The sequence below is a fragment of the Streptomyces sp. NPDC096079 genome (genome assembly GCF_040303145.1).
GTDB lineage: Bacteria > Actinomycetota > Actinomycetes > Streptomycetales > Streptomycetaceae > Streptomyces.
Genome location: NZ_JBEOST010000020.1, coordinates 51,130 through 71,995 on the forward strand (window position 1 = coordinate 51,130; position 20,866 = coordinate 71,995).

The 20,866-nt window shown below is 74.1% G+C and carries 13 protein-coding genes and 2 pseudogenes; 4 read left to right on the forward strand and 11 right to left on the reverse strand.

The window, feature by feature from the left end; genetic code table 11:
- Positions 1 to 74: 74 nt before the first annotated feature.
- The 3 genes and pseudogenes from ABTY59_RS30140 to ABTY59_RS30150 all read left to right on the forward strand — a co-directional run.
- Positions 75 to 1,271 (forward strand): annotated as a pseudogene (locus tag ABTY59_RS30140) (glycosyltransferase); the annotation flags it as partial.
- 12 nt (positions 1,272 to 1,283) lie between these two features.
- A complete protein-coding gene (locus tag ABTY59_RS30145) occupies positions 1,284 to 2,030 on the forward strand; it encodes an SAM-dependent methyltransferase (RefSeq protein ID WP_352022300.1) in 747 nt (248 codons plus the stop codon).
- A 181-nt stretch (positions 2,031 to 2,211) separates the two neighbouring features.
- Positions 2,212 to 2,820, forward strand: coding sequence for a response regulator transcription factor (locus ABTY59_RS30150; RefSeq protein ID WP_352022230.1), 609 nt, complete (start codon positions 2,212 to 2,214; stop codon positions 2,818 to 2,820).
- A 7-nt stretch (positions 2,821 to 2,827) separates the two neighbouring features.
- Here the strand turns inward: ABTY59_RS30150 and ABTY59_RS30155 are convergent, their stop codons facing one another.
- Complete coding sequence (locus ABTY59_RS30155; protein ID WP_352022231.1) at positions 2,828 to 4,660, reverse strand: sensor histidine kinase; 1,833 nt, start codon at positions 4,658 to 4,660, stop codon at positions 2,828 to 2,830.
- A gap of 114 nt (positions 4,661 to 4,774) precedes the next feature.
- Here ABTY59_RS30155 and ABTY59_RS30160 point away from each other — a divergent pair, with 114 nt between their 5' ends.
- Positions 4,775 to 6,748 carry a serine hydrolase domain-containing protein gene (locus tag ABTY59_RS30160; RefSeq protein WP_352022232.1) on the forward strand — a complete coding sequence of 658 codons (1,974 nt, stop codon included), beginning with the start codon at positions 4,775 to 4,777 and terminating at the stop codon, positions 6,746 to 6,748.
- A gap of 63 nt (positions 6,749 to 6,811) precedes the next feature.
- Here the strand turns inward: ABTY59_RS30160 and ABTY59_RS30165 are convergent.
- The 10 genes and pseudogenes from ABTY59_RS30165 to ABTY59_RS30210 form a co-directional block, all read right to left on the reverse strand.
- Positions 6,812 to 7,522: pseudogene (locus ABTY59_RS30165) on the reverse strand (alpha/beta fold hydrolase); the annotation flags it as partial.
- A gap of 24 nt (positions 7,523 to 7,546) precedes the next feature.
- On the reverse strand, positions 7,547 to 8,446 hold the full coding sequence (locus tag ABTY59_RS30170; RefSeq protein ID WP_352022233.1) for a helix-turn-helix domain-containing protein: 900 nt from the start codon (positions 8,444 to 8,446) through the stop codon (positions 7,547 to 7,549).
- A 40-nt stretch (positions 8,447 to 8,486) separates the two neighbouring features.
- Positions 8,487 to 9,338, reverse strand: a complete 852-nt coding sequence (locus ABTY59_RS30175) for an alpha/beta fold hydrolase (protein WP_352022234.1) — start codon at positions 9,336 to 9,338, stop codon at positions 8,487 to 8,489.
- Between the two features lie 140 nt (positions 9,339 to 9,478).
- The gene (locus ABTY59_RS30180) at positions 9,479 to 10,726 is read right to left on the reverse strand and encodes a PucR family transcriptional regulator (protein ID WP_352022235.1); all 1,248 of its coding nucleotides are present in this window, start codon (positions 10,724 to 10,726) and stop codon (positions 9,479 to 9,481) included.
- A gap of 137 nt (positions 10,727 to 10,863) precedes the next feature.
- Positions 10,864 to 13,779, reverse strand: a complete 2,916-nt coding sequence (locus tag ABTY59_RS30185) for a helix-turn-helix transcriptional regulator (RefSeq protein WP_352022236.1) — start codon at positions 13,777 to 13,779, stop codon at positions 10,864 to 10,866.
- Between the two features lie 105 nt (positions 13,780 to 13,884).
- Entirely contained in the window at positions 13,885 to 14,721 is an 837-nt protein-coding gene (locus ABTY59_RS30190) for an alpha/beta fold hydrolase (protein WP_352022237.1), read from the reverse strand.
- 131 nt (positions 14,722 to 14,852) lie between these two features.
- On the reverse strand, positions 14,853 to 17,621 hold the full coding sequence (locus ABTY59_RS30195) for an ATP-binding protein (protein WP_352022238.1): 2,769 nt from the start codon (positions 17,619 to 17,621) through the stop codon (positions 14,853 to 14,855).
- Positions 17,618 to 18,505 (reverse strand): carbohydrate ABC transporter permease, encoded by an 888-nt coding sequence (locus ABTY59_RS30200; RefSeq protein ID WP_352022239.1) that lies wholly within the window; start codon positions 18,503 to 18,505, stop codon positions 17,618 to 17,620. The genes ABTY59_RS30195 and ABTY59_RS30200 overlap by 4 nt, the downstream gene beginning before the upstream one ends.
- Entirely contained in the window at positions 18,502 to 19,467 is a 966-nt protein-coding gene (locus ABTY59_RS30205) for a carbohydrate ABC transporter permease (protein ID WP_352022240.1), read from the reverse strand. The genes ABTY59_RS30200 and ABTY59_RS30205 overlap by 4 nt, the downstream gene beginning before the upstream one ends.
- Entirely contained in the window at positions 19,467 to 20,798 is a 1,332-nt protein-coding gene (locus tag ABTY59_RS30210) for an ABC transporter substrate-binding protein (RefSeq protein ID WP_352022241.1), read from the reverse strand. Before ABTY59_RS30210 ends, ABTY59_RS30205 begins: the two co-directional genes overlap by 1 nt.
- Positions 20,799 to 20,866 lie beyond the last annotated feature (68 nt).

The window sequence follows — 20,866 nt, forward strand, 5'->3', positions numbered from 1 at the left end:
AGACTCGGAAGACCCGGATCCCGCCGCACCACCGCCGACCGAGGTCGGCACCACAGAGACGAGAAACACGAAAAATGCGTGTGTTGTTGATGGCCTACGGATCGCGCGGCGACATCGCTCCCCTGGCGGGTCTGGCGCTCCAGCTGCGGAAGCTCGGCGCGGAGGTACGCGTGTGCGCGCCGCCGGACGAGGAGTTCGCGGAACTGCTGGCCGGTGTCGGTGCCGAGCTGGTGCCCTTCGGGCGGGACGTGCGCGCGCTGCGTACGGGAGCGCCTCCGTCGGACGCGGGCGCGTTCGCCGCCGAGCTGGTCGCCGCGCACTTCGACACGGTCGGCAAGGCGGCCGAGGGCTGCGACGTGCTGGTCGCGAGCGGTCTGATGCCGGCCGGTGCCCGCTCGGTGGCCGAGAAGCTGGGCATCCGCTACGTGTACGCGGGCTTCCATCCGTTCGAGATGCCGTCCGCGCACTACCGTCCCTCGCCACGGCCCGGCCCGCCGGCTCCGCCCGACATGACCGACAACCAGGCCCTGTGGGACCTGGACGCCCGGAAGGTCGACGCCCTGTACCTGAAGCCCCTCAACACCCACCGCGCGGCGCTGGGTCTGGCACCGGTCGACAGCGTGCGCGACCACGTCTTCGGCGAGCGGCCGTGGCTGGCGGTGGACCCGGTCCTCGGGCCGTGGGAGCGGCTGACGAACCTCGACGTCGTGCAGACCGGCGCGTGGATCCTGCCCGACGAACGCCCGCTGCCCGCCGATCTGGAGGCGTTCCTGGAGGCCGGCACGCCACCGGTGTACGTCGGCTTCGGGAGCATGCCCATGGGCTCGGCCGCCGACATGGCCAGGACGACGGTCGAGGCGGCCCGCGCGCAGGGCCGGCGGGTCCTCGTCTCCCGTGGCTGGGCCGGTCTGGGGCTCGTCGACGACGCGGACGACTGCTTCGCCGTCGGCGACGTCAACCACCAGGCCCTGTTCCGCCGCGTCGCCGCGGTCGTCCACCACGGCGGCGCGGGCACCACGACCACCGCCGCCCGGGCCGGCGCTCCCCAGGTGGTGGTCCCCCAGTTCGTGGACCAGCCGCACTGGGCCGCCCGGGTGGCCGACCTGGGCATCGGGGCGGCGCACGACGGCCCGACCCCGACCTTCGACTCGCTGTCGGCCGCGCTGAGGACGGCGCTGGCCCCCGAGACGGAGGCACGGGCGAAGGCCGTCGCCGGCACGGTCCGCACCGACGGCACGGCGGTGGCCGCGAAGCTGCTGCTCGACACGGCGGATCCCGCGCCGATGAGCCGCGAGCAGATCTCCGCCCTCGCGCATGCCCGCCACCCGATCAAGTCCCCGCTCGGCGACGACTCGGTCGGCCTGCTCCTCGAACACGGCCTCCCGCGAGGCGACGAGCGCGTGCTCGACCTCGGGTGCGGCACCGCGGAATGGCTGCTGCGCGCCCTGGCGTCGCGCCCCCGCCTGCGCGCCGAGGGCGTCGACGTCTCCGAGGTCGCCCTGACCCGGGCCCGCGGTACGGCGCACGGGCTCGGGATCGGCGAGCGGCTGGTCCTCCACCACCGGGAGGCGGCGGACTTCGCCTCCGCGCGACGGTTCGACCTGGTGATCAGCGTCGGCGCCACCCATGCCTTCGGCGGCCTCCTCCCCACCCTCGCGGCGGCCCGCGAGCACCTGGCCCCCGGCGGCCGTGTCCTGATCGGTGAGTCGTTCTGGGACCGCGCCCCGTCGCCGGAGGCCGTCGAGATGTTCGGCGAGCTCGACGACCTGGCGACCACGGTGGACCGCGTCGTCGCCGACGGATGGACCCCCGTGCACGGCCACGTCAGCACCCGCGCCGAGCTGGACGCCTACGAGTGGTCCTGCTGGGGCTCGCTGGCCTCATGGGCTCTGGACCACCCCGCCGATCCGGCCGCCGCGCAGGTGCGGGAGGCTGCCGCCGAAGCCCGCTCGCAGTGGCTGCACGGGTACCGGGACAGCTTCGGCTTCCTCAGCCTGGTCCTGCGCCGCACCGCGGAACTCGACGTCTGAACGCCCCCTCCGGTCTGCCCGTCGACGGCAAGGGAAAGCAGGACGTCGCCGCGCTGCTCGCCGCCGCGGACGGCAGCGGCAGAGGCAGCGCGGGAGACCCGCCGCGGACGCGCCTCCGGCGGAACGGGCCCCGGACCGGGGCCCCCGGCAGCCGTTACGATCTTCCTGGGGGGAGTAACCAATGATCCGGATTCTGCTGGCCGAGGACATGCACCTCATCCGCGGGGCGCTGGTCGCCCTGCTGGGTCTCGAGGACGACATGGAGGTCGTCGCCGAAGTGGCCCGCGGGGACGCCGTCGTCCCCGCCGCGCTCGCCCACCGGCCCAGCGTCGCCGTCCTCGACCTGGAGATGCCCGGCGCGGACGGGCTCTCCGCCGCCCGCGACCTCTCCGTCGCGCTTCCCGAGTGCCGGATCATGATCCTCGCCGCGCTGGGCCGTCCGGAGGCACTGCGGTCCGCGCTCGCCGCACGTGTCGGCGGGTTCATGCTCAAGGACGCGCCGCCGGACCAGCTCGCCGCCGCGATCCGCCGCGTGGCCGCCGGGGAGCACGTCATCGACCCGAGGCTCGCCGCCGCGGCCCTCACCGCCAAGGAGAGCCCGCTCACGACCCGCGAGACCGATGTGCTGCGGCTGGCCGCCACCGGCGCCGAGCTCGACCGCATCGCCCGTGAACTGCACCTCACCCAGGGCACCGTACGGAACTACCTCGGCGCGGCGGTCACCAAGCTCGCGGCCCGCAATCGGCTCGACGCGGTGCGGATCGCACGGGAGGAGGGCTGGCTGGGATGACGCGAAGTCAACCTCCGTTCCACGACAGCGCCGAGACGGGCTCGGTGGCCAGCCTGACGGTCAGGACGTAGCCGCGTCCGTCCGGGGCCGGGCCGGCCTCCAGCTGCCCACCGAGCGCCGCCGCGCGCTCACGCAGGTTCCTCAGCCCGTTGCCGCCGACGCCGGCCACCGCGGTGCTTGCCTCCGCCGGCTGCTCACGGCCGTCGTCCGCCACCCGCAACAGCCGCCGGCCGAGCTCCACTTCGCACCCTCGTGCTCCCGGGGCGTGCCGCAGCACGTTCGTCACCGCCTCCCGCAGCACCGTGGCGAACAGCCCCTCCGACACCGCGTCGACGTTCGCCACCTCGCCCCGCACCCGCAGCTCGATGCCGGTGGCGGCGAGCACCTGCCGGGCGGAGTGCACCTCCTCGGCAAGGGTGAGCTCCGTGCCGTCCCCCGGGATCGCCCGGAGGTCCGCGAGCGCTCGGGCCGCCAGCGCCGCCGCATCGGCGAGATGGCCGTCGGCCCGCACCGGGTCCGGGTCGCGGTCCGCCAGCTCGCCCTTCAGCGCGATCGCCGACAGGCCGTGGCCGAGCAGATCGTGGACGTCCCTGGCGATGCGCCGCCGCTCCTGGGCCACCGCCAGCGAGGCGAGGGCTCCGCGGGCCTCCCGCACCTGGTGGACGAGGCCGGTGAGCAGGGCCAGGCCGTAGAAGACCAGAGCGATCACCACGACGTCCAGGACCAGGACCGCGGTGCCCCGGGCTCCGGGGCCGTCGGTCCGTACGAGCGCCACGACCGCCACCAGGCCCGTCAGCGCCGCTGCCGCGGGCCAGGCGACGCGCCCCGGGAGAACGATCAGCACCGAGGCCGCCGCGAAGGCCACCAACTGGGGGTACGGGCCGTCCGGAGCCGTCAGTACGCCCAGGGCCAGGGCGAGTTGGGTGCCCAGCGTCCATGACGCGAAGCGGGGACGTACACCCGGCGGACGCGGCAGGGAGTGGTACGCCTGCAGACCGACGACCGCCGCCAGCGCGGCGGTGTACGCGGCGAATCGCCCGCCCGTCACCCCGTCGTCGAGCAGGAAGGCCACGCCCACGATCAGGTACTCGAGGTGGGTGGCGACGACGATGGGCCACGCCAGCCGGGGTGTCAGGGCGCCCGGGGGGACGTCCGCGCCGTCGGCGGAGTGCACGGACGGGGCGGCTCGTACCCGATCCGTCGCCGTCCGCGCCACCGTCACCAGCTGCCGCGCTCCGCGCGTTCCCTGTGCGGCGAGCCGGACGATCTCCGCCAGTGCCGTTCCCAGCACCGCGTCGAGGTCCCGCCCGGCGCGCTCCCGCTCGGCCGCGACCCGGGCATGCGCCAGTGCGCCGCGGGTGGCGCGGAGTTCGGTGTACAGGTCGGTGAGCCGGGTGAGTGCGTAGATGATCAGGCCGTGGGCGAGGGCGTTGCCGATGCCGTTGAGTACGGAGTGGACACCGCCGTCGCCGGGCGCGAGCAGCCCGCCGCCGAGCACCACGAGCGCGAACAGGGCCCAGCGGACGGGCCGTTCGACGACGAGCAGCACGGAGGCGCCGAGGAATCCGGGCAGGCCGGACCAGGGCGCGAGCAGGATCTGCGCGGCGAGGGTCCACGCCCCGCGCAGCCGCCGCGTCGAGGGCAGGCAGGTGACGATCTGGAGCAGCAGCATCGGCACGGCGGCCGGGCGCGGCAGGAGGACACCGGGCTCGAAGGAGAATCCGAGGATGACGACGACGAGGACCACGGAGACGACCGCGGGCGTCGGACCGGACTCGGCTCCGTCGGCGGTGCGATCGACGGAGCCGTCGGCGGTGCGATCGGCCTGGCGGGCGTTCATGGGGTCACGGTAGACGTACACCTGGGCGCCGCACCCGGCCCACCCATGTGAAACACACACAGGTCGATGCGGCTCGCACTGGAGCGGCCCGTGCCGGGACGAGATCGTCGACGTATGCGTACGACGCCGATACGGGCCCTCGCCACGATGGCTGCCACGATCATGATGACGGTCACCTCCGCCGCGCTGGTCTCCGTGCCCACAGCCGCTCACGCGGCCGTTCCGACCGGCCCCGCCGCCCTCTCCGACGCCCGTGACGCCCGCACCCCCGGGACTCTCGGCTCCCTCGTCGACACGGCCGTCGCCGGCTACCTCGCGGACGACCGCATCCCCGGCGCGGCCGTCACGGTGGTCTCCGGCGGGCGGACCGTCCTGACCAAGGGCTACGGCGTCGCCGACATCGGCACCAGGGCGCCGGTGGACCCCCACGACACGGTCTTCTTCCTCGGCTCGCTCGCCAAGCTGTTCACCGCACAGGCCGCCTCCCAGCTCGTCGCCGAGGGCAGGATCGACCCGAACGCCGACGTCAACGACCGCCTCCGCGCTGTCACCGTCCCCGACACCTACCCCGGACGCCCCGTCACCCTGAACCAACTCCTCACCCACACCGGCGGCTTCGACAGCGACCTCGTCGGCCGCAGCAGGGCCCGTGCGCAGGACGTCGAACCCCTCGCCGAAAGCCTCGTGACGCGCCGTCCGCCCCGGGTCCGCGCCCCCGGCGCGATCGCCTCGTACGACAACTACGGCTACGCGCTCGCGGGCCAGATCGTCGCCGAGGCCTCGGGCCGGCCCTTCCCCTCCTACGTCGACGAGCACATCCTCAGGCCGCTGGGCATGACGCGTTCCACGGTCGCCCAGCCGCACCCGGAGCCGATCGCGGCGCGTCTCGCCCACGGCTACCGGCCCGGCGGTGCGTCCGGCTGGACCGAGGACAGGGGTCAGTACGGCGCGTGGAGTCCGGCCGGGCCGGGGGCCGTCAGCACCGCCGCCGACATGGGCCGTTGGATGACCGACCAGCTCGCCGGGACAGCTCCGGCGAACCGCCTGATGCAGCAGGTGCACCACCGGCAGGATCCCCGGCTGCCCGGCGTCGGCTACGGCTTCGAGGAGTGGCGGCGCGACGGCCGGACCGGCTGGTTCAAGGACGGCGACATCCCCGGATTCCACTCGAACCTGCTCCTCGTCCCCGGCCGTGATCTGGGGGTGTTCGTCGTCTTCAACGGTGACGGCGAGGACGGCCGGGCCGCCTGGGACGGCAAGGACCTGATCAACCGCATCATGGACGCCCTGATCCCGGACCGCCCCGCGACCGCGGCCCCGAGCGCGGCCGGCGATGCCGCCACGGACCCCGCCCTCGACTCGTACACCGGCACGTACCGCCCCGCCCGGGTCAGCCGAACCGGCCTCATGGCGGTCGAAGGCCTGGACTCGTCGGTCGACGTGGAGAGGGACGGCGCGAACGGGCTGCGCACCACCGGTCTCTCCCTCGACCCCGACCAGCCCGAGCAGAGCTGGCTCGCCCTCGGCGACGGCCTCTTCCGCGAACGCGGCGGCCACGGCGCGACGCTCGCCTTCACCAAGAGCGGGGTACTGGTCTCGTCGGCGACGCCTTCGACGGCGTACGAGGAACTGACCTGGCGCCAATCTCCCTCCCTCCACAGGGGATTGCTCGCCTTCGGCGTAGGCGGACTGATCATCGGCGCGCTCGCGTTCCCGGCAACCGCCCTGCTGCGCCGCGCCCGTGGCCGGACCCCGCATCCGCCCGCCGCCCGGGCCACCCGGGCAGCGGCCGCGGTGACCGGCCTGATCGCGGCGGCCTTCACCGCCGCACTCGCGGCGGTCGTCGCGGACGGCAACGCGATGATGGAGACGGTCCCCCTGGGGTCGCCGCTCCTGTCGGCCGTCACGATGCTGGGTACGTCACTGGCGGTCTTGACCCTGGGCGTGGTGGCGGGGGCGGTCGCGGCCTGGCTCCGCGGATGGTGGACCGTCGCGGGCCGCCTGCTGTTCACCCTCACGGGAGCGGCCGCGACCGCGACGACGAGCATGCTGCTCCTCTACCACCTGGCGGGGTTCCCGTTCGCCTGACCGGCCGGGTGGCCTCGTGGCGCAAGGGGCCGGAGTGCGTCCGTCGCGCGGATCGGCCGGTCGGCTCGTCGCGTGTACGGCGGCTCTGATCAGGGTGGCGACCCGGGTGGGCTCGGACAGGGTGACGGCGTGGGAGGCGTTCGGGAGTTCCACGACGGTGGCGCCGGCTCGGGCGGCGCCGGAGCGTTGGAGTTCGGGGCTGATCATGCGGTCCGCGCCGGTCACCAGGGCCCAGGACGGTGTGGTCCGCCACGCCGCCGTGGACACGGTCTCGGTGAAGGCGGCCGTGGCGAGCGGGCGTTGGGCAGCCGCCAGGACGCCGGCGACGTCCTCGGGCACGTCCGCCGCGAAGACGGAGGGAAAGGCGGCCTCGTCGATGGTGAGCTCGACCGCGGAGTCGCCGTCGCGGAGCGGGTACGTCCGCTCCTTCAGGCTGTCCGTCAGCGGGGTGGCGGGGAAGCCCGCCTGGAGCCCGTGGAGGCTCTCGCCCTCCCGGGGGACGGGGGCGGCCACGTAGACGAGCCCCACGACGTGGTCCGCGGCGCCCGCCACGGTGATCAGCGCACCGCCGTACCCGTGGCCGACGAGTACGGCCGGGCCCTCGACCTGCGCCACGAAGGAGGCCAGATAGGCGGCGTCAGGCGTCAGGCCCCGGAGCGGGTTCGAGGGCGCGATCACCGGGATGCCGCTGGTCCGCAGTTCCGAGATGACGCCTATCCAGCCTGTCGCGTCGGCGAAGGCACCGTGCACGAGGACGACGGTGGGGGTGGTCATGCGCGTTCTGCTCTCGGTGTCGGGTCATGTCGGGCCGGCGCCGGTGGTCGTCGTCGCGAAGGCCGAGGTCGCCAGTGCCTGCCATTCGCTGGGGCTCATGCCGTAGGCGCCGCGGAACGATCGGCTGAAGTGCGAGGGGCTGCTGAAGCCCCAGCGGTGCGCCACCGCCGCCATGGTGACCCTGCGGTGGGTGCGGCCCAGCTCCAGCCGGCAGAACTCGAGCCTGCGCCGCCGTATCCAGTGGCTGACCGTGCTGCCGTCGTTCTGGAAGAGCTTCTGCAGGTACCGGACGGAGATGTGGTGGGCGCGTGCGATCGACTCCGGTGAGAGGTCGGGGTCCATCAGGTGCTCTTCGATGTAGCCGTGGATGCGGGTCAGCGTCTCGTTGCCGGTCCCGGACGCCTCGTCGGTCCCGTCGGTCGTGTCCGCGTCGAGGAGCTCCATGACCAGGACGGAGAGGAGGTGGACGGCCGTCCGGGCGCGCCGGTCCCCGATCGTGGACCGGCGGAACTCCGCCTTGGCGGCGAGCGCGGTCAGGAACTCGGACACCAGCGCCCCGATCCCCTCCCCGCCGCGTACGGGTACGCCGAGCACCCGGTCCAGTTCCGCCTCCGTGAGGCCCAGGTAGCAGCGGGGCACCCGGAAGAAGATCATCCGGCAGTCCTCGCCGAACCGCAGCGGATGCCGTCGGGCCGGGTCGCAGAAGACCAGGTCGTTCGGCTCCAACAGGGTCCTGGCGGTGCCGTGGAGCACCGTGACGGGTCCACGGACGAGGACGCCGAGGTAGACGTGGGTCCGGTCGTTCGTCTCCGGCATCTCGGAGAGCATCTGGACCAGCCGCCCCGGGCGGGAGGAGGGCGGGGCGGGATCGGGCGCCTGCCGGGGCGCCGGGTCGGACGTACGGGACATCAGTGTGAGGGGCATGGGAGTTCCTGGCGTGGGTTCGTGCGGGCGGTGTACGGGTTCACACCCCGGTCGCCGGCTCCTCCGCCAGGAACTTCTCCACCACGGCGTTGAAGGCCGGCGGGTTCTCCAGGAACGGGAAGTGCGAGCCGGCCTCGTGGGAGGCGAAGACGTGCAGGCGCGCGCCGGGAATCCGCTCGGCGACGAAGCGCTGCGAGTCCGGGTGCACATGGCTTCCCTCGCAGCCGATCACCAGGGTCGGCACGTCGATCCGGGGGAGCACGTCGCGCCAGTCCTGCGCGCAGTGGTCGAAGAGCAGCGGCACGCCCGCGTAGGCGGGTGTCGACCTGATCTCCTCGGCGACGAAGGCCAGCACCTCGGCGTCCGGCTCACCGGAGAACATGCCGCGCACGAAGTCGGCGCGGACCGTGTCGCCCTCCGGCCCCGCGAGGGCCGCTCCCAGGTACACGAGTCCCGACACGTCGAAGACGGCGCCGGCGTCCCGCTGTTCCCGCTCGTTCATCCAGGGCACCGCGGCGACCGCCGCGGGCTGGTCGACGGCGACGAGACGCCGGATCCGCCCCGTCCCGTACTGGTCGACGAAGCTCCACCACACGGAGGCGCCCATGGACCAGCCCAGTGCGTCGAAGCGGTTCAGCCCGAGGTGGTCGACGAGTTCGAGCACGTCACGGGAGAGCCGGGCGACGCGGTAGCCGTGACGGGGTTTGTCGGACCTCCCGTGGCCGCGGAAGTCGACGGTGACGACGCGCCGGCCGGGCGCCAGCCCCTCGACCTGGTGGCGGAACATCGCCTGCGTCTGCCCCCAGCCGTGCAGCATGACCAGCGGGACGCCCGCGCCGCCGGTGTCCCGGTACGCGAGCCGTACGCCGTCCGTCGTGATCAGTTCCTTCATGACCTCTCCCCTGGTCAGAGGCGGTACTCACCGTTCCCGCCCGTCCCCACCATCATCGAAGGGGGCCCGCCGCCCGCACCACCGCGAGCTGTAGGAATCGGGCCGTGGATCCTCCTCGCTTTGTCGAAGCGAGTCGGCGGTCAGGCGGCTCCGTCGGAGCCCGGGGCGAGGAGTTCCTCGATCCTCAGGCCGAGGTGGAGCGTGAGCCGGTGGGCGCCGTCGTCGAGGTCGAGGCCGGTGGTCTCCTGGATCCGGCGCAGCCGGTAGTAGAGCGAGGTGCGGTGGATTCCCAGCGCGTCCGCGGTGCGGGGAATCGATCCCGCGTGTTCGAGGAAGCACCGCAGGGTGTCCCGCAGCCGGTCGCCGCCGTGCGCCTCGGTCAGGGTGCGGAGCGGCCGGGGGACCAGGGACGTGTTCAGGGCGTGCTCGGGGAGCTGGAACAGGACCGCGAGCTCCCCGAGCAGCTCCCAGTCGCCGGCCCGCCGCAGGGCGGGCAGCCGGCGTGCCGCGCGCGCGGCGACGAGCGCCTGCTCGTACGAGGTCCGGGCGTGGTCCGGTCCGGCGTGCCGGCCTCCGACGCCGACCACGGGGTCCGCCGACGGGCCCAGGAAGGTGCGGAGTTCGTCGAGGACGCGGGCGGACTGGGCGGCCACCTCGTCCGGGCCCGGCGGGCGGTCGCGGAGCTGGAGCATCGTCGCCCGCTCCGTGCCGATCGCGATGAGGCCGCGCGCGGAGCGCGTCTGCCGGAACCCGTCGAGCGCCGCCCGCAGGGCGGCCTCGGAATGCCGTACGGGCTCCGCCGCGCCGCCCAGTTGGACGACGGTGACCAGGACGTGCTCGGCCGCTCCGAGCAGTCCGAGTTCCCTGCCGCGCCGGCGTGCGGCGGTCCGGGTGGCGGCGTCGGTGCCGACGAGTTCGAGGACGAGGTCCCGCTCGTCGGCCCTCCGGGTGTCGGTGGCGACGTGCTCTGCGTACATCTGGGCGGCCATGGCGTCCGCGGCCCGGGCGATGGCACGCGTCTCGTGCTCCGCGAGCGCCTTCTCGGGCACGACCACCAGGAGCAGTCCGAGGAGGTGCCCCCGCTCGCGCAGCGGCACGACGTACCGGGGCAGCAGTCCGAGATCGTCGCGGCCGTCGATGAACCCGGCCCGGTGCCACTGCGTCACGCCCTGGGCGAGGACGTAGCGGATGGTCGCGTTGTCGGCGCGGCCCTGCAGCAGGGTGCCGATCCGTACCGGGTCCTCGTCACCGAAGTGGCGGCTCGTGCAGACCATACGGACCAGCGGGTCGTCGACGGCGACGGAGCGGCCGAGCCGCTCCGCGAGCTCGTCGACGAGCGCCTGGAGCTCGGGGCTGCCAGGGCGGGCTCGCTGGGGCCTTACGGTCATGCGCTGTTCCTCTCTCGACCAACGGTTCCCGCGGACGTCTCCTTTCCGCGGGCTCTTGATCATTCTGAGGAAGCGACGACGTCGGCACATCGCGTGAATCGTCCATTGCCCCGACGCCCTCGTGGGATACGAAGCGACTACTCTCCGCTGTCACGGTGCCTCGCCAGCCGGGTCAGCTCCCCGCGCGAGGTGACGTCCAGCTTGGTGAAGGCCCGCCGCAGGTGCGCGCTCACCGTGTGCGGCGAGAGGGCGAGGTGATCGGCCGCCTCTCGGTTGGTCAGCCCGCGGGCCACGAGCCGTACCACCCGCGTCTCGGCGGCCGTCAGCTCGGGCCACGCGCCGGAGCGTCCCGGGGACCGGGGCCGGCGGCGGACGCCGAGGGCCCGCAGGCGCCGGCGGACGCGTGCGACGTCCCGCTCGGCGCCCGCCCGCGCGTACAGCGTGAGGGCCTTGTCGAGGTGCGGCACCGCTTCGGACCCGCGGGTGACCGCCAGCTTCGCCCCGGCGTCCTCCAGGGCCGACGCCCGGGCCAGCACGCGGGGGCAGTCCTCGTACCGCCGGACGGCGTCCAGGAGGGTGGCGAGGTCGTTGTCGAGGAGTCCCCGGGCGTGCGCGGCGGTGGCCGCGAGGAACGTGAGGTCGGGGTTGAGCGCGGCTCGCCGCTCGGCCAGGGCCACTGCCTGCGCGGCCCGTTCGTGCGCGCCGGCCCGCAGCGCCAGGCGGACGAGGACCGGGGCGTCGGCGGGGTCGACCAGTCCGGCGTAGGCCGGCCGGTCCGCGGCGGGCGAGGTCATCACCTCGTCGAGTTCGGCCATGGCACGGTCGGGCCGCCCTTCGGAGTCGGTCTTCAGGGCCAGCATCCAGGAGCCGAAGTGCCGGACGACGGGCGCGGCGTCGCTCCGCATGCGCCGCGCCTCCGCCGCGTACGCCCGTGCGGTCGGCCGGTCGTCGGTGTGCAGGGCGACGCGCATCATCACGTACCGGAGCGTGACGTCGGCGAGGTTGCCCGGGCCGAGAGGGTCGGCCGGGGTGGACGCGGCCTCGGCGTCGGCCCGGGCCTCCGCCAGCCGTCCGGCTTCCAGAAGGATCCGGGACCGGGTCATGAGCCACATGCGGGTGGCTGCCGTCCGGCCCTGCTCCCTGGTGACCCGGATGCCGTCGTCCGCGGCGGCGAGCGCCTCCGCGGAGCGTCCGGTGGTGTGTGACAGGAGCGCGTGCCACAGGGCCTCCGGAACCCACAGCGAGGTGCTGACGCCCAGGGCGTCGGCCAGCGCGGCGGCACGCTCGGCCTGCCGGAACGCCTCGGTCAGGTCCATGCGGTGGAAACTCACGGCCGAGCGGACCGTCGTCAGCGTGGCCTCGGCGGAGCGGTCCCCCGCCGCCGCCGCGGTCTCCCACGCCTCCGCGGCGGCCCGCTCGGCCTTCGCGTGCTCGCCCGCCATCGACAGGCCGGCCGCGAGCATGGCGAGCAGCCTCCCCCTCACGTCCACGGGGATCCCGGGCAGTGCCGCGCCGGCGCGGGCCTGCCGGACCGCCTCGGAGAAGTCGAAGGGTACGGCGAGGCGTGCCAGGGCGAGGCGTACGCGCGCCTCGTCCCCGGGTCCGAGACCATCCGTCGCCAGAGCGGAGACTCCCAGCTCACGGGCCCGGACGGCCTGGCCCGTCTGCCACAGCAGCGGGATCGTCTCGGCGATGATCCGGGCCCGTTCCGGAGCGTCGGCCGGGGTGAGTTCCAGGGCCCTGAGGCTGCGCTCCGCGGCGGGTCCGGGGGCGGTGGCCGCGAGTTCCGCCGCGTCGGTGCGCAGCCGGTCGGCCTCCGTGGCGTCGGTGCGCGGCCGGTCGGCCTCCGTGGCGTCGGTGCGCGGCCGGTCGGCCTCCGTGGCGTCGGTGTGCGGCCGGTCGGCCCCAGGGGGGTCCCCCGGTCCGGCCGTCCGGGCCTCCGGCACCTGCCCCGGTCCGGTCGTCCGGGCCTCCGTCCCGGCCTCCGTCGCCTCCCCCGGTCCGGCCGCGGCTTCCACGGTCTCGCGGATCAGGTCGTGGCGGAACGCGAGGCGATCACCGCTCTCGGAGAGCAGGTCGGCGTCCAGGGATTCCCGGACCGCCGTGATGAGCGCCGCAGAGGACCTGCCGAGCCGTTCGGCCAGCAGCGCGACGGTGACCGGGCCGCCCACGGCGGCCGCCGCCCGCACCAGCTCCCGCGCCCCGTCGGACAGCCGGTCCAGGCGGCGCGCGACCGAGGGGAGTTCCCGCGGGGCGGGGGGTCCGGCCGACAGCCTGGCCGTGCCGCCCTCGATCGTGACCTCCGCCCCGTCCCGCAGCGAGCCGAGCAGTTCGACGAGCAGCTGCGGGATCCCCTCGGCGCGGCGGGCGACACGGAGGACGTCCGGGGCGGGAGCGGCACCGAGGACGTCCTCGGTGATCCGTGCGGCGGCCCGGTCGTCCAGCGGTCCCAGCGCCAGCTCGTGCGCGCCTGCCCGCCGGATCCTGTCGAGGGTGGTGCGCACGCCCGACGGCACGCTGCCGCCGCGCACGGCGAGCAGCCACAGGATGGCGTGGGACGAGAGTCCCGCCGCGAGGGTGTTGAAGGTGAGGAGGGTCAGGTCGTCGCACCACTGGAGGTCGTCGAGGACGACGAGCAGGGGGCCGTTTCGAGCCGTCTCCCGCAGCCGGTCCCCCAGTTCCTGGAGCAGCCAGAAGCGCCGGCCGGGTGTCGTGGCGAGGTCCCTGAGGCGGACGGCGCCCGGCAGCGGTTCCTCGCCGGAGAGCAGGCCTTCGAGGAGCGGGCCGAGCGGTGCGACGCGCGCGTCGGGGTCCGCCGCTCCCTCGAACACCCTCGTCCCGCGCCGCCTCGCGGCTGCCGCGGCCTCCGCGAGGATCCTGGACCTGCCGATGCCGACGGGGCCTTCGACGCGGACGATCCCGCCTTCGCCGCGGTCGAGCGCGTCGAGCCGCGCCTCGATGAACGCCAGTTCGGCGTCCCTGCCGCGGAGCGGTGGCCGTAGGCCGTCGCCTTCCCCGGGCACGGCCCTCGTCGTCACTCTGTTCACGCTCATACGGCGGATCAGTATGAACGATGCGCACCACGCCGGCGGAGCCCGGCCCGGGGGCCGGGCGACGCGGGGAGTTCCGGCGTCACCCGGCGGTGCGGCGGTGGAGCGTCACTTCGCCAGGAAGGCGAGGAGGGCGGCGTTGACCTCCTCGGCGTGGGTCCACAGCAGTCCGTGCGGGGCGCCTTCGATCTCGACGTACTGTGCGGACGGCAGCGCCTTGTGGAAGGGGCGCGCGGTGTTCTCGGCGGGCAGGATGCGGTCGGCGGTGCCGTGCACGATCAGGGCGGGGACGTCGACGGCCGGGATGTCGGCGCGGAAGTCGGTGTACCAGGTCGAGGGTGCCGCGGAGGCGGCGAAGGAGCCGCCGCCGGCCGCGGTGTTCCAGCTGTTGCGGACCGCTTCCTCGCTGATGCGGGTGCCCAGGTTCTCGTCGAGGTTGTAGAAGTCCTGGAAGAAGGCGGTGTAGTAGGCGTAGCGGTCGGCCTTCACCGCGGCGACGACGCCGTCGAAGAACTCCTGGGGGGCCGCGCCGTCCGGGTTGTCGTCGGTCTTGAGCAGGAAGGGCTCCAGCGAGGCCAGGAAGGCGACCTTGGCGACGCGGGCGGAGCCGTACCGGGACACGTAGCGGGCGACCTCGCCGGTGCCCATGGAGAAGCCGACGAGGACGGCGTCCCTCAGGTCGAGGGTCTCCATCACGGTGTTCAGGTCGGCCGCGAAGGTGTCGTAGTCGTAGCCGGTCGTCGGCTGGGAGGACTGCCCGAACCCACGGCGGTCGTACGTGATGACACGGTGGCCCGCGTCGAGCAGCGCGGCGGTCTGCCGCTCCCAGGAACGGCCGTCGAGCGGAAAGCCGTGGATGAGGACGACCGGCTGACCGGCGCCCTGGTCCTCGTAGTGGAGCTCGATCGGGCTCGTGTTCTCCTGGCCCACGGTGATGTACGGCATGCGGTGCTTCCTCGCTTCGGGGTGGCCGGTCCGCGCGTCGGATCGGCGCGGTGCCCGTCACGCTAGGACCGTTCCCGCGCCTCCTGTTGCCGCACGGCGCACCGTGCCTTGCACGGGGGCGCAGAGTTCGCTCAGTCGGCGGCGGCCGGATCGTCCTCGCCCTCGGCGAGGACGATCCGCGCCATGTGGACCCGTGAGCGCACGGAGAGCTTGCGGAAGACCGACGCCAGGTGGGTGTTGACGGTGTGCGGGGAGACGACGAGGGCCTGGGCGGCCGACCGGTTGGTGTGTCCCGCGGCGATCAGCCGGGCCACCTTGCGTTCCGAGGCGGTGAGCGCCTCCCAGCCCCGGTCGGGGCGCGGCCGGGGGCCTCGCGCGCGCCGTCCGGAGCGCCGGGTGGCGCGCTCCGGTTCGTCCCGGACCCGGTCGGCCTCGGCGTGCGCCCCCGCCTGGGCGTAGAGGTCGTGGGCCCTGGTCAGGGCGGCGGTCGCGGCGGGGTCGCCGGCGGCGCGGAGGGCGTGCCCGTGGTCGGCGGACGCGGCGGCGAGGGGCAGCGGCCGGCGGCCGGTGAGGAGGACGCGGACCGCCCGCTCCAGGAGTGCGGGGTCGGCGTGCGCCAGGGCGGCGGCGTGGGCGGCCGTCCCCTGGGCGGTGGGCACGCCGGGGTTGCGGGCGGCGTGGGCGGCGGCCTGGGCCGCGAGGTCCTCGGCCAGGTTCCGGTCGCCGCCGCGCAGAGCGATCCGTACGGCCTGGACGACGTGGGGGCGCAGCAGCCGCCACCGGAGGAAGGGGTGGTCCCGCTGCGCGGAGCGGACGAGGTCGGCCGCTGCCGCGTGGTCGCCGTCGGCGTCGGCGACCACGGCCTCCAGGTAGCGGTGTGCGGCGTGGTTGCCGGTGTTCGGCCGGTCGGCCACGGTCGCCCGCACGAGGTCCAGGTGTTCCCGGGCGGCGGCGCGGTCGCCGCGCAGCAGCGCGAGCAGGCCGCGGTTGACGCGGATGTTGACCAGGTTGCCGGGTACGCGGAGGTCCGCTTCGAGCCGCTCGGCGGTGACGAAGTCGGCGTCCGCGTCGTCGAGTCGGCCGAGGCCCATGTTCAGGGTGCCCTGGGCCCAGATCAGCATGGCGGGGCGCAGCGGAGCGTCGCCCGCGGTCCTGAGCAGTCGCCGTACGGTGTCGAAGTCGTCCGCGTGGATGCGGGCGACGGCCTCCTCGGGCAGGAAGGCCGTGTCGAACACGCTGAGCGCCGTGTGGTGTGCGACGGCGGCGGCGCAGTCGCCCGCGTTGAGGGCGATCTCGCCGAGGCCCCACAGCGCGAGGACGCGGGCCTCCCGGTCTCCGGACCGTTCCGCCTCGGCGAGCGCGCGTTCGGCGGTCTCGCGCGCGGCTTCGAGGTCGCTCCCGCGGGAGTGGGCGAGGGCCTGCCGGGCGGTGAGCCGGGCGCGGATCGCCGGGTCGGTGACGGCCGCCAGCGCGGCCGTCGAGCGGCGGGTCAGCTCGTGGACGTCGTCGAGGTGCCACAGCGTGTCGCCGAGTACGGACTGCAGGCGGGCGAAGACGTCCAGGGGCGGCCGCCGGGCGAGCAGCGCGTCGCCGGTGTCCCGTGCCTGGGTGTACCGGCCCGCGCGGGTCAGCGCGACGACGGCCCGTTCTCCGACGTCGAACAGCGGGGGCGCGTGCGGCGGTACGAGTTCCAGGGCGCGTACGGCCAGGTCGGCGGCGAGTTCGGGCAGCACGGCGATCACGTCCGTGGCGGCCGTGCCGAGCAGCTCGACCGCCTCCTGGTCGCCGGGTTCGGCGCTCTCCAGCAGGTGCGGTACGGCGTCGGTGGAGCCGCGGCCCGTCGCGACGAGCCGGCGCGCGGCCTCCCGGTGCAGTGCCCGGCGTACGGAGGGGGCGAGGTCGGCGTACACCGCCTGCCGGAGCAGGTCGTGGCGGAACCGGAGGCGGTCGCCGTCGTCGTGGAGGAGGGCGGCGGCGATCGCCTCGTCCACCTCGGCGCCGAGTCCGGAGGCGGGCCGGCCGCACAGGGCGGCGGCGTCCGCGAGGGAGAACGCGCGGCCGAGGACGGCACCGATCCGCAGGAAGTGGAGGGTGTCCGGCCGGAGATCGGCGAGCCGGTCGCGTACGCCGAGGATCAGCCGCGGGGGCGGTTCCGGCCCGTCCGCGCCCGACGCCGCGATGCCCGTGAGCATCTCCGCCGCGAGGAAGGGGTTGCCTCCCGCCCCGTCGAGCAGCTCCGCGGCCGGTGCCGGTACGTCTTGGCCGAGGACGTCCCGTGCCAGCTCGGCCAGGGCCGTGTCGGTCAGCGGCCGCAGGGGGAGGGTCGTCGCCCGCGGGCCCCGGCCGTACAGTTCGGGGTCGTTCCGGCCGGTGAGCACCCAGAGGACCGGGGAGCTGAGCAGCCGGGCCGGCAGGACGCCGAGGGCGAACCGGCTCAGCGGGTCGGCCCAGGGGACGTCGTCGACCGCGATCAGTACGGGCGTGCCCGCCGAGCGTTCCTCGATCAGCTGGGCCAGCCGTTCGACGAGCCAGATGCGCTGGTCGTGGTGGCCGGCGAGGTCCGCGAAGTCCGCGCTGGACAGCAGCGGCGGGTCACCGTGCAGGAGGCCCGAGGCCAGTGAGGCGAGCGGTGCCAGCTCGTGCAGTTCCTCGGCGCGGCCGTGGCTGACGAGGAATCCGCGGGCCCGGGCGAGCGCGACGGTCTCCTGCAGCAGGACGGTCTTCCCGATCCCGGGTTCGCCCAGGAGCTGCACGACTGTTCCTCCCTCGCCGTCGCGCACCGCGTCGACCAGGGAGCGAAGCCGCTCCAGCTCGGCTTCGCGGCCGCGCAGTCCGGGCCGGCTCAGGCCCGCGCTCCCGGGCGCCGCCCCGTTCGTCCCCCCGGGCCGGTCGGGGCTCATCCCTTGACCGATCCGGCGAGCAGGCCCCGGGCGAAGTGCCGCCTGAGCGCGAAGAAGACGAGCAGCGGGACGAAGGCGGCCACGAAGGCGCCCGCGGTGAGCCGCTGCCACTCGTTGCCGTACGTCCCGGCCAGGCTCGCCAGTCGGACCGTCATCGGCGCGGTCTCGGCCGTGCCGCCCGAGAGCGTCAGTGCCACGAGGAGGTCGTTCCACACCCAGGTGAACTGGATGACGGCGAAGGTGGCGAGGGCCGGGCGGGCCAGGGGCAGCACGATCCGGAGCAGCAGCGTCCCGTGGGACGCCCCGTCGACGCGGGCGGCCTCGATCAGGTCGCGGGGCAGCCCGGCCAGGAAGTTGTGCAGCAGGAAGACCGCGAACGGCAGCGCGAAGGCCGTGTGGGCGAACCAGACCGGGCCGAACCGCGCCGGCCCGGTGGGCTGCCACCCGGGCAGGAACAGCCAGCCCTGGGAGAAGAGCTTCAGGAGGGGGACGAGCGCCATCTGGAGGGGCACAATCTGGAGCGCGAAGATGCCGACGACGAGCGCGTCCCGCCCCCTGAAGTCGATCCACGCCAGGGCGTACGCCGCGAAGAACGCCAGCACGAGCGGGAACAGCACCGAGGGAAGGGTGATGACGACGGAGTTGACGAAGTGCTCCGCGAGCCGCCCCGCCCCGTTCCCTCCACCGGACATCACCTCGCCGTAGTTGTCGAGCGTGAGGTGCGGCGCGCCGAACACGGTCCACCAGCCCGTCGTCTTGATCTCGTTCCCGGGGCGGAACGAGGAGAGCAGGAGGCCGAGGGTAGGCGTCGTCCAGAGGACCGCGATCAGCACGGCGATCGTCGTGAAGGCGCGGGAGGCCAGACGCGCGCGGACGCCGTTCATCCCGCCCTCCGCCGGGCCCGGACCTGGTGGGCGACGAAGGGGGTGACCAGGACGAAGAGGAGCACGGCGAGTGCCGCGCCACGGCCCGTCTCGCCGTAGGCGAAGGCCTGGTCGTACATCTCCAGGGCGAGCACGCCGGTGTCGAACTGTCCTCCGGTCATGGTCTTGACGATGTCGAAGGCCTTGAAGGTGCCGATCGCCTGGGCGAGGACCACGACGAGCAGCGTGGGCCTGATCGACGGCACGGTGATCCGCCAGAAGACCTGCCGGGCGGAGGCTCCGTCGAGTCGCGCCGCCTCGGTCAGCTCACCGGGGACGGCCCTGATCGCGCCGGCGAGCAGGACGGCCGCGAAGCCCGCCTGGGTCCACACCATCGCCACGATGAGGAAGAGGACGTTCCAGGGGGAGTCCACGAGCCAGGGGCGCGGTTCGCCGCCGAAGGCGACGACCAGCTGGTTCAGCAGCCCGATCTGCCCGGCCGTCGCGGGACGGTAGGCGTAGACGAACTTCCAGACGACTCCGGCGCCGACGAAGGAGATCGCCATGGGCATCAGGACGAGGGACAGCGCGAACGTCCTGAACCGCGACCGCACGACGGCCGCCGCGTAGAGCAGACCGACCGCGGTCGCCGTCAGCGGTACGAGCACCACCCACGCCAGGGTGTTGCGCAGCGCCACCCGCGCCCGGGGGTCGGTGATCATCCAGCGGTAGTTGTCGAAGCCGGCCCACGCGTCCCCTCCGCTGTCGGTGAACGACAGCACCAGGGTCCGCAGCGCCGGCAGGAGAAGACCGACCGTGAGCAGCAGCAGCGCCGGGGCCAGCAGGATCAGGGCCGCGGCCCTCCCCCGTACCGGCGCCCGGTGCAGTGTCAGCAGGATCAGGGAGACCACCGCCGCGAAGGCGGCGACGCCCTGGAGCAGGTACAGCAGCTTGGGCTGCTGGGCGACGGCGTCGAACGACATCAGCGGCTCGGCCAGGACCGCTCGATGGAGGCGGCGACCTGCCGGCTGCTCGCGCCGCCGATCCAGTCGACCGCTCCCTGCCAGAACGTCCCGGCGCCGACCGAAGCGGGCATCAGGTCCGAACCGTCGAACCTGAACTGCGTCCCCGGATCCTGGAGCAGCTGGATCGAGAGCCTGTCGACCGGGTTCGCGGCGTTCGCGGGATCCACGCCCCGGTTCGCCGAGACGAAGGGGCCCTTCCTCATGCGGGCGTTCGCGAAGTCCGCGGAGGCCAGGTACTCCTGGAACGCCCGCACTTCGGGACGGTCGGCGAACGCCGCGGCGAACACCCCACCGCCGAGTACGGGGCGGGCGCCCGGCTCGGTCCCCGGCAGGAGGAAGGCGTAGACGTCCTTGTCCGGCCCGATCTCGGTGCCCTTCGGCCACAGGTCGGCGTAGAACGAGGCCTGGCGGTGCATCGCGCAGTCGCCGGAGAGTACGGGTGTGCCGGCCTCCTGGTAGGAGATCGACGCCATCGACCGGGCCGGCCCGAAGCCGCCGTTCGCGAACCGGTCGTTCTTGAGGATGGACCCCACGGTGTCCATGGCCTCGATGACCCGCGGATCGTCGAACGGGATCTCGTGGGCGACCCACTGGTCGTAGACGGCCGTGCCCTGCCGGCGCAGCAGGACGTCCTCGATCCAGTCCGTCACGGGCCAGCCGGTCGCCTCGGCGGACTCGATGCCCGCGCACCAGGGTGTGACGCCCGAGGCGGCGATCTTCTCCGTCAGGGCCGTCAGCTCGGACCACGTGCGGGGAACGCTCAGTCCCCTGTCGCGGAAGAACGTCGGCGAGTACCAGACGAACGACTTCACGTTCGCGACCAGCGGCGTGCCGTAGAGGGTGCCGTCCACGGTCGCGTAGCCGTTCCAGTCCGCCGACCAGCCCTGCCGCGCGAGGGCCTCGACCCCGGCGCTCGCGGGCTTGAGGCTCCCCGCCCGCGCGAAGCGTTCCAGGAGCCCGGGCTGGGGGAAGAACGCCACGTCCGGCGCGTTCCCGCCGTCGACCCGGAGCTGGATCCGGGCCTCGAACTCCCCGTCTCCCTCGTACTGGACGTCGATGCCCGTGCAGGCCGCGAAGTCCGCCCAGGTCTCTTCGAACAGGTCGGCCTCCCGGTCCCGGTTCTCCGCGTAGACGGTGACCTGGGTGCCGGGGTGTTCGCCGTACCCGGCGTACGGCCGGCAGTCCGCGGCGGTGTGCTGCTGCGCACCGCCGTTCCGCGGGGATCCGCAGGCGGTGGCAAGGGCGGCGAGGGCGATGACGGCGAGCGTGAGCCTCGCGCCGAACCTCATGGGTGTATCTCCTCCGATCGCCCGCCGAAAGGTTCTCGGGGGCGATCAGAAGCTATCAGCGCTCGAAC

Coding starts and splice junctions, on each gene's coding strand:
- ABTY59_RS30160 (WP_352022232.1), top strand. CDS start 4,775: ATGCGTACGACGCCGATACGGGCCCTCGCCACGATGGCTGCCACGATC.
- ABTY59_RS30180 (WP_352022235.1), bottom strand. CDS start 10,726: ATGACCGTAAGGCCCCAGCGAGCCCGCCCTGGCAGCCCCGAGCTCCAG.
- ABTY59_RS30170 (WP_352022233.1), bottom strand. CDS start 8,446: ATGCCCCTCACACTGATGTCCCGTACGTCCGACCCGGCGCCCCGGCAG.
- ABTY59_RS30155 (WP_352022231.1), bottom strand. CDS start 4,660: ATGAACGCCCGCCAGGCCGATCGCACCGCCGACGGCTCCGTCGATCGC.
- ABTY59_RS30195 (WP_352022238.1), bottom strand. CDS start 17,621: ATGAGCCCCGACCGGCCCGGGGGGACGAACGGGGCGGCGCCCGGGAGC.
- ABTY59_RS30175 (WP_352022234.1), bottom strand. CDS start 9,338: ATGAAGGAACTGATCACGACGGACGGCGTACGGCTCGCGTACCGGGAC.
- ABTY59_RS30200 (WP_352022239.1), bottom strand. CDS start 18,505: ATGAACGGCGTCCGCGCGCGTCTGGCCTCCCGCGCCTTCACGACGATC.
- ABTY59_RS30190 (WP_352022237.1), bottom strand. CDS start 14,721: ATGCCGTACATCACCGTGGGCCAGGAGAACACGAGCCCGATCGAGCTC.
- ABTY59_RS30150 (WP_352022230.1), top strand. CDS start 2,212: ATGATCCGGATTCTGCTGGCCGAGGACATGCACCTCATCCGCGGGGCG.
- ABTY59_RS30205 (WP_352022240.1), bottom strand. CDS start 19,467: ATGTCGTTCGACGCCGTCGCCCAGCAGCCCAAGCTGCTGTACCTGCTC.
- ABTY59_RS30145 (WP_352022300.1), top strand. CDS start 1,284: ATGAGCCGCGAGCAGATCTCCGCCCTCGCGCATGCCCGCCACCCGATC.
- ABTY59_RS30185 (WP_352022236.1), bottom strand. CDS start 13,779: ATGAGCGTGAACAGAGTGACGACGAGGGCCGTGCCCGGGGAAGGCGAC.
- ABTY59_RS30210 (WP_352022241.1), bottom strand. CDS start 20,798: ATGAGGTTCGGCGCGAGGCTCACGCTCGCCGTCATCGCCCTCGCCGCC.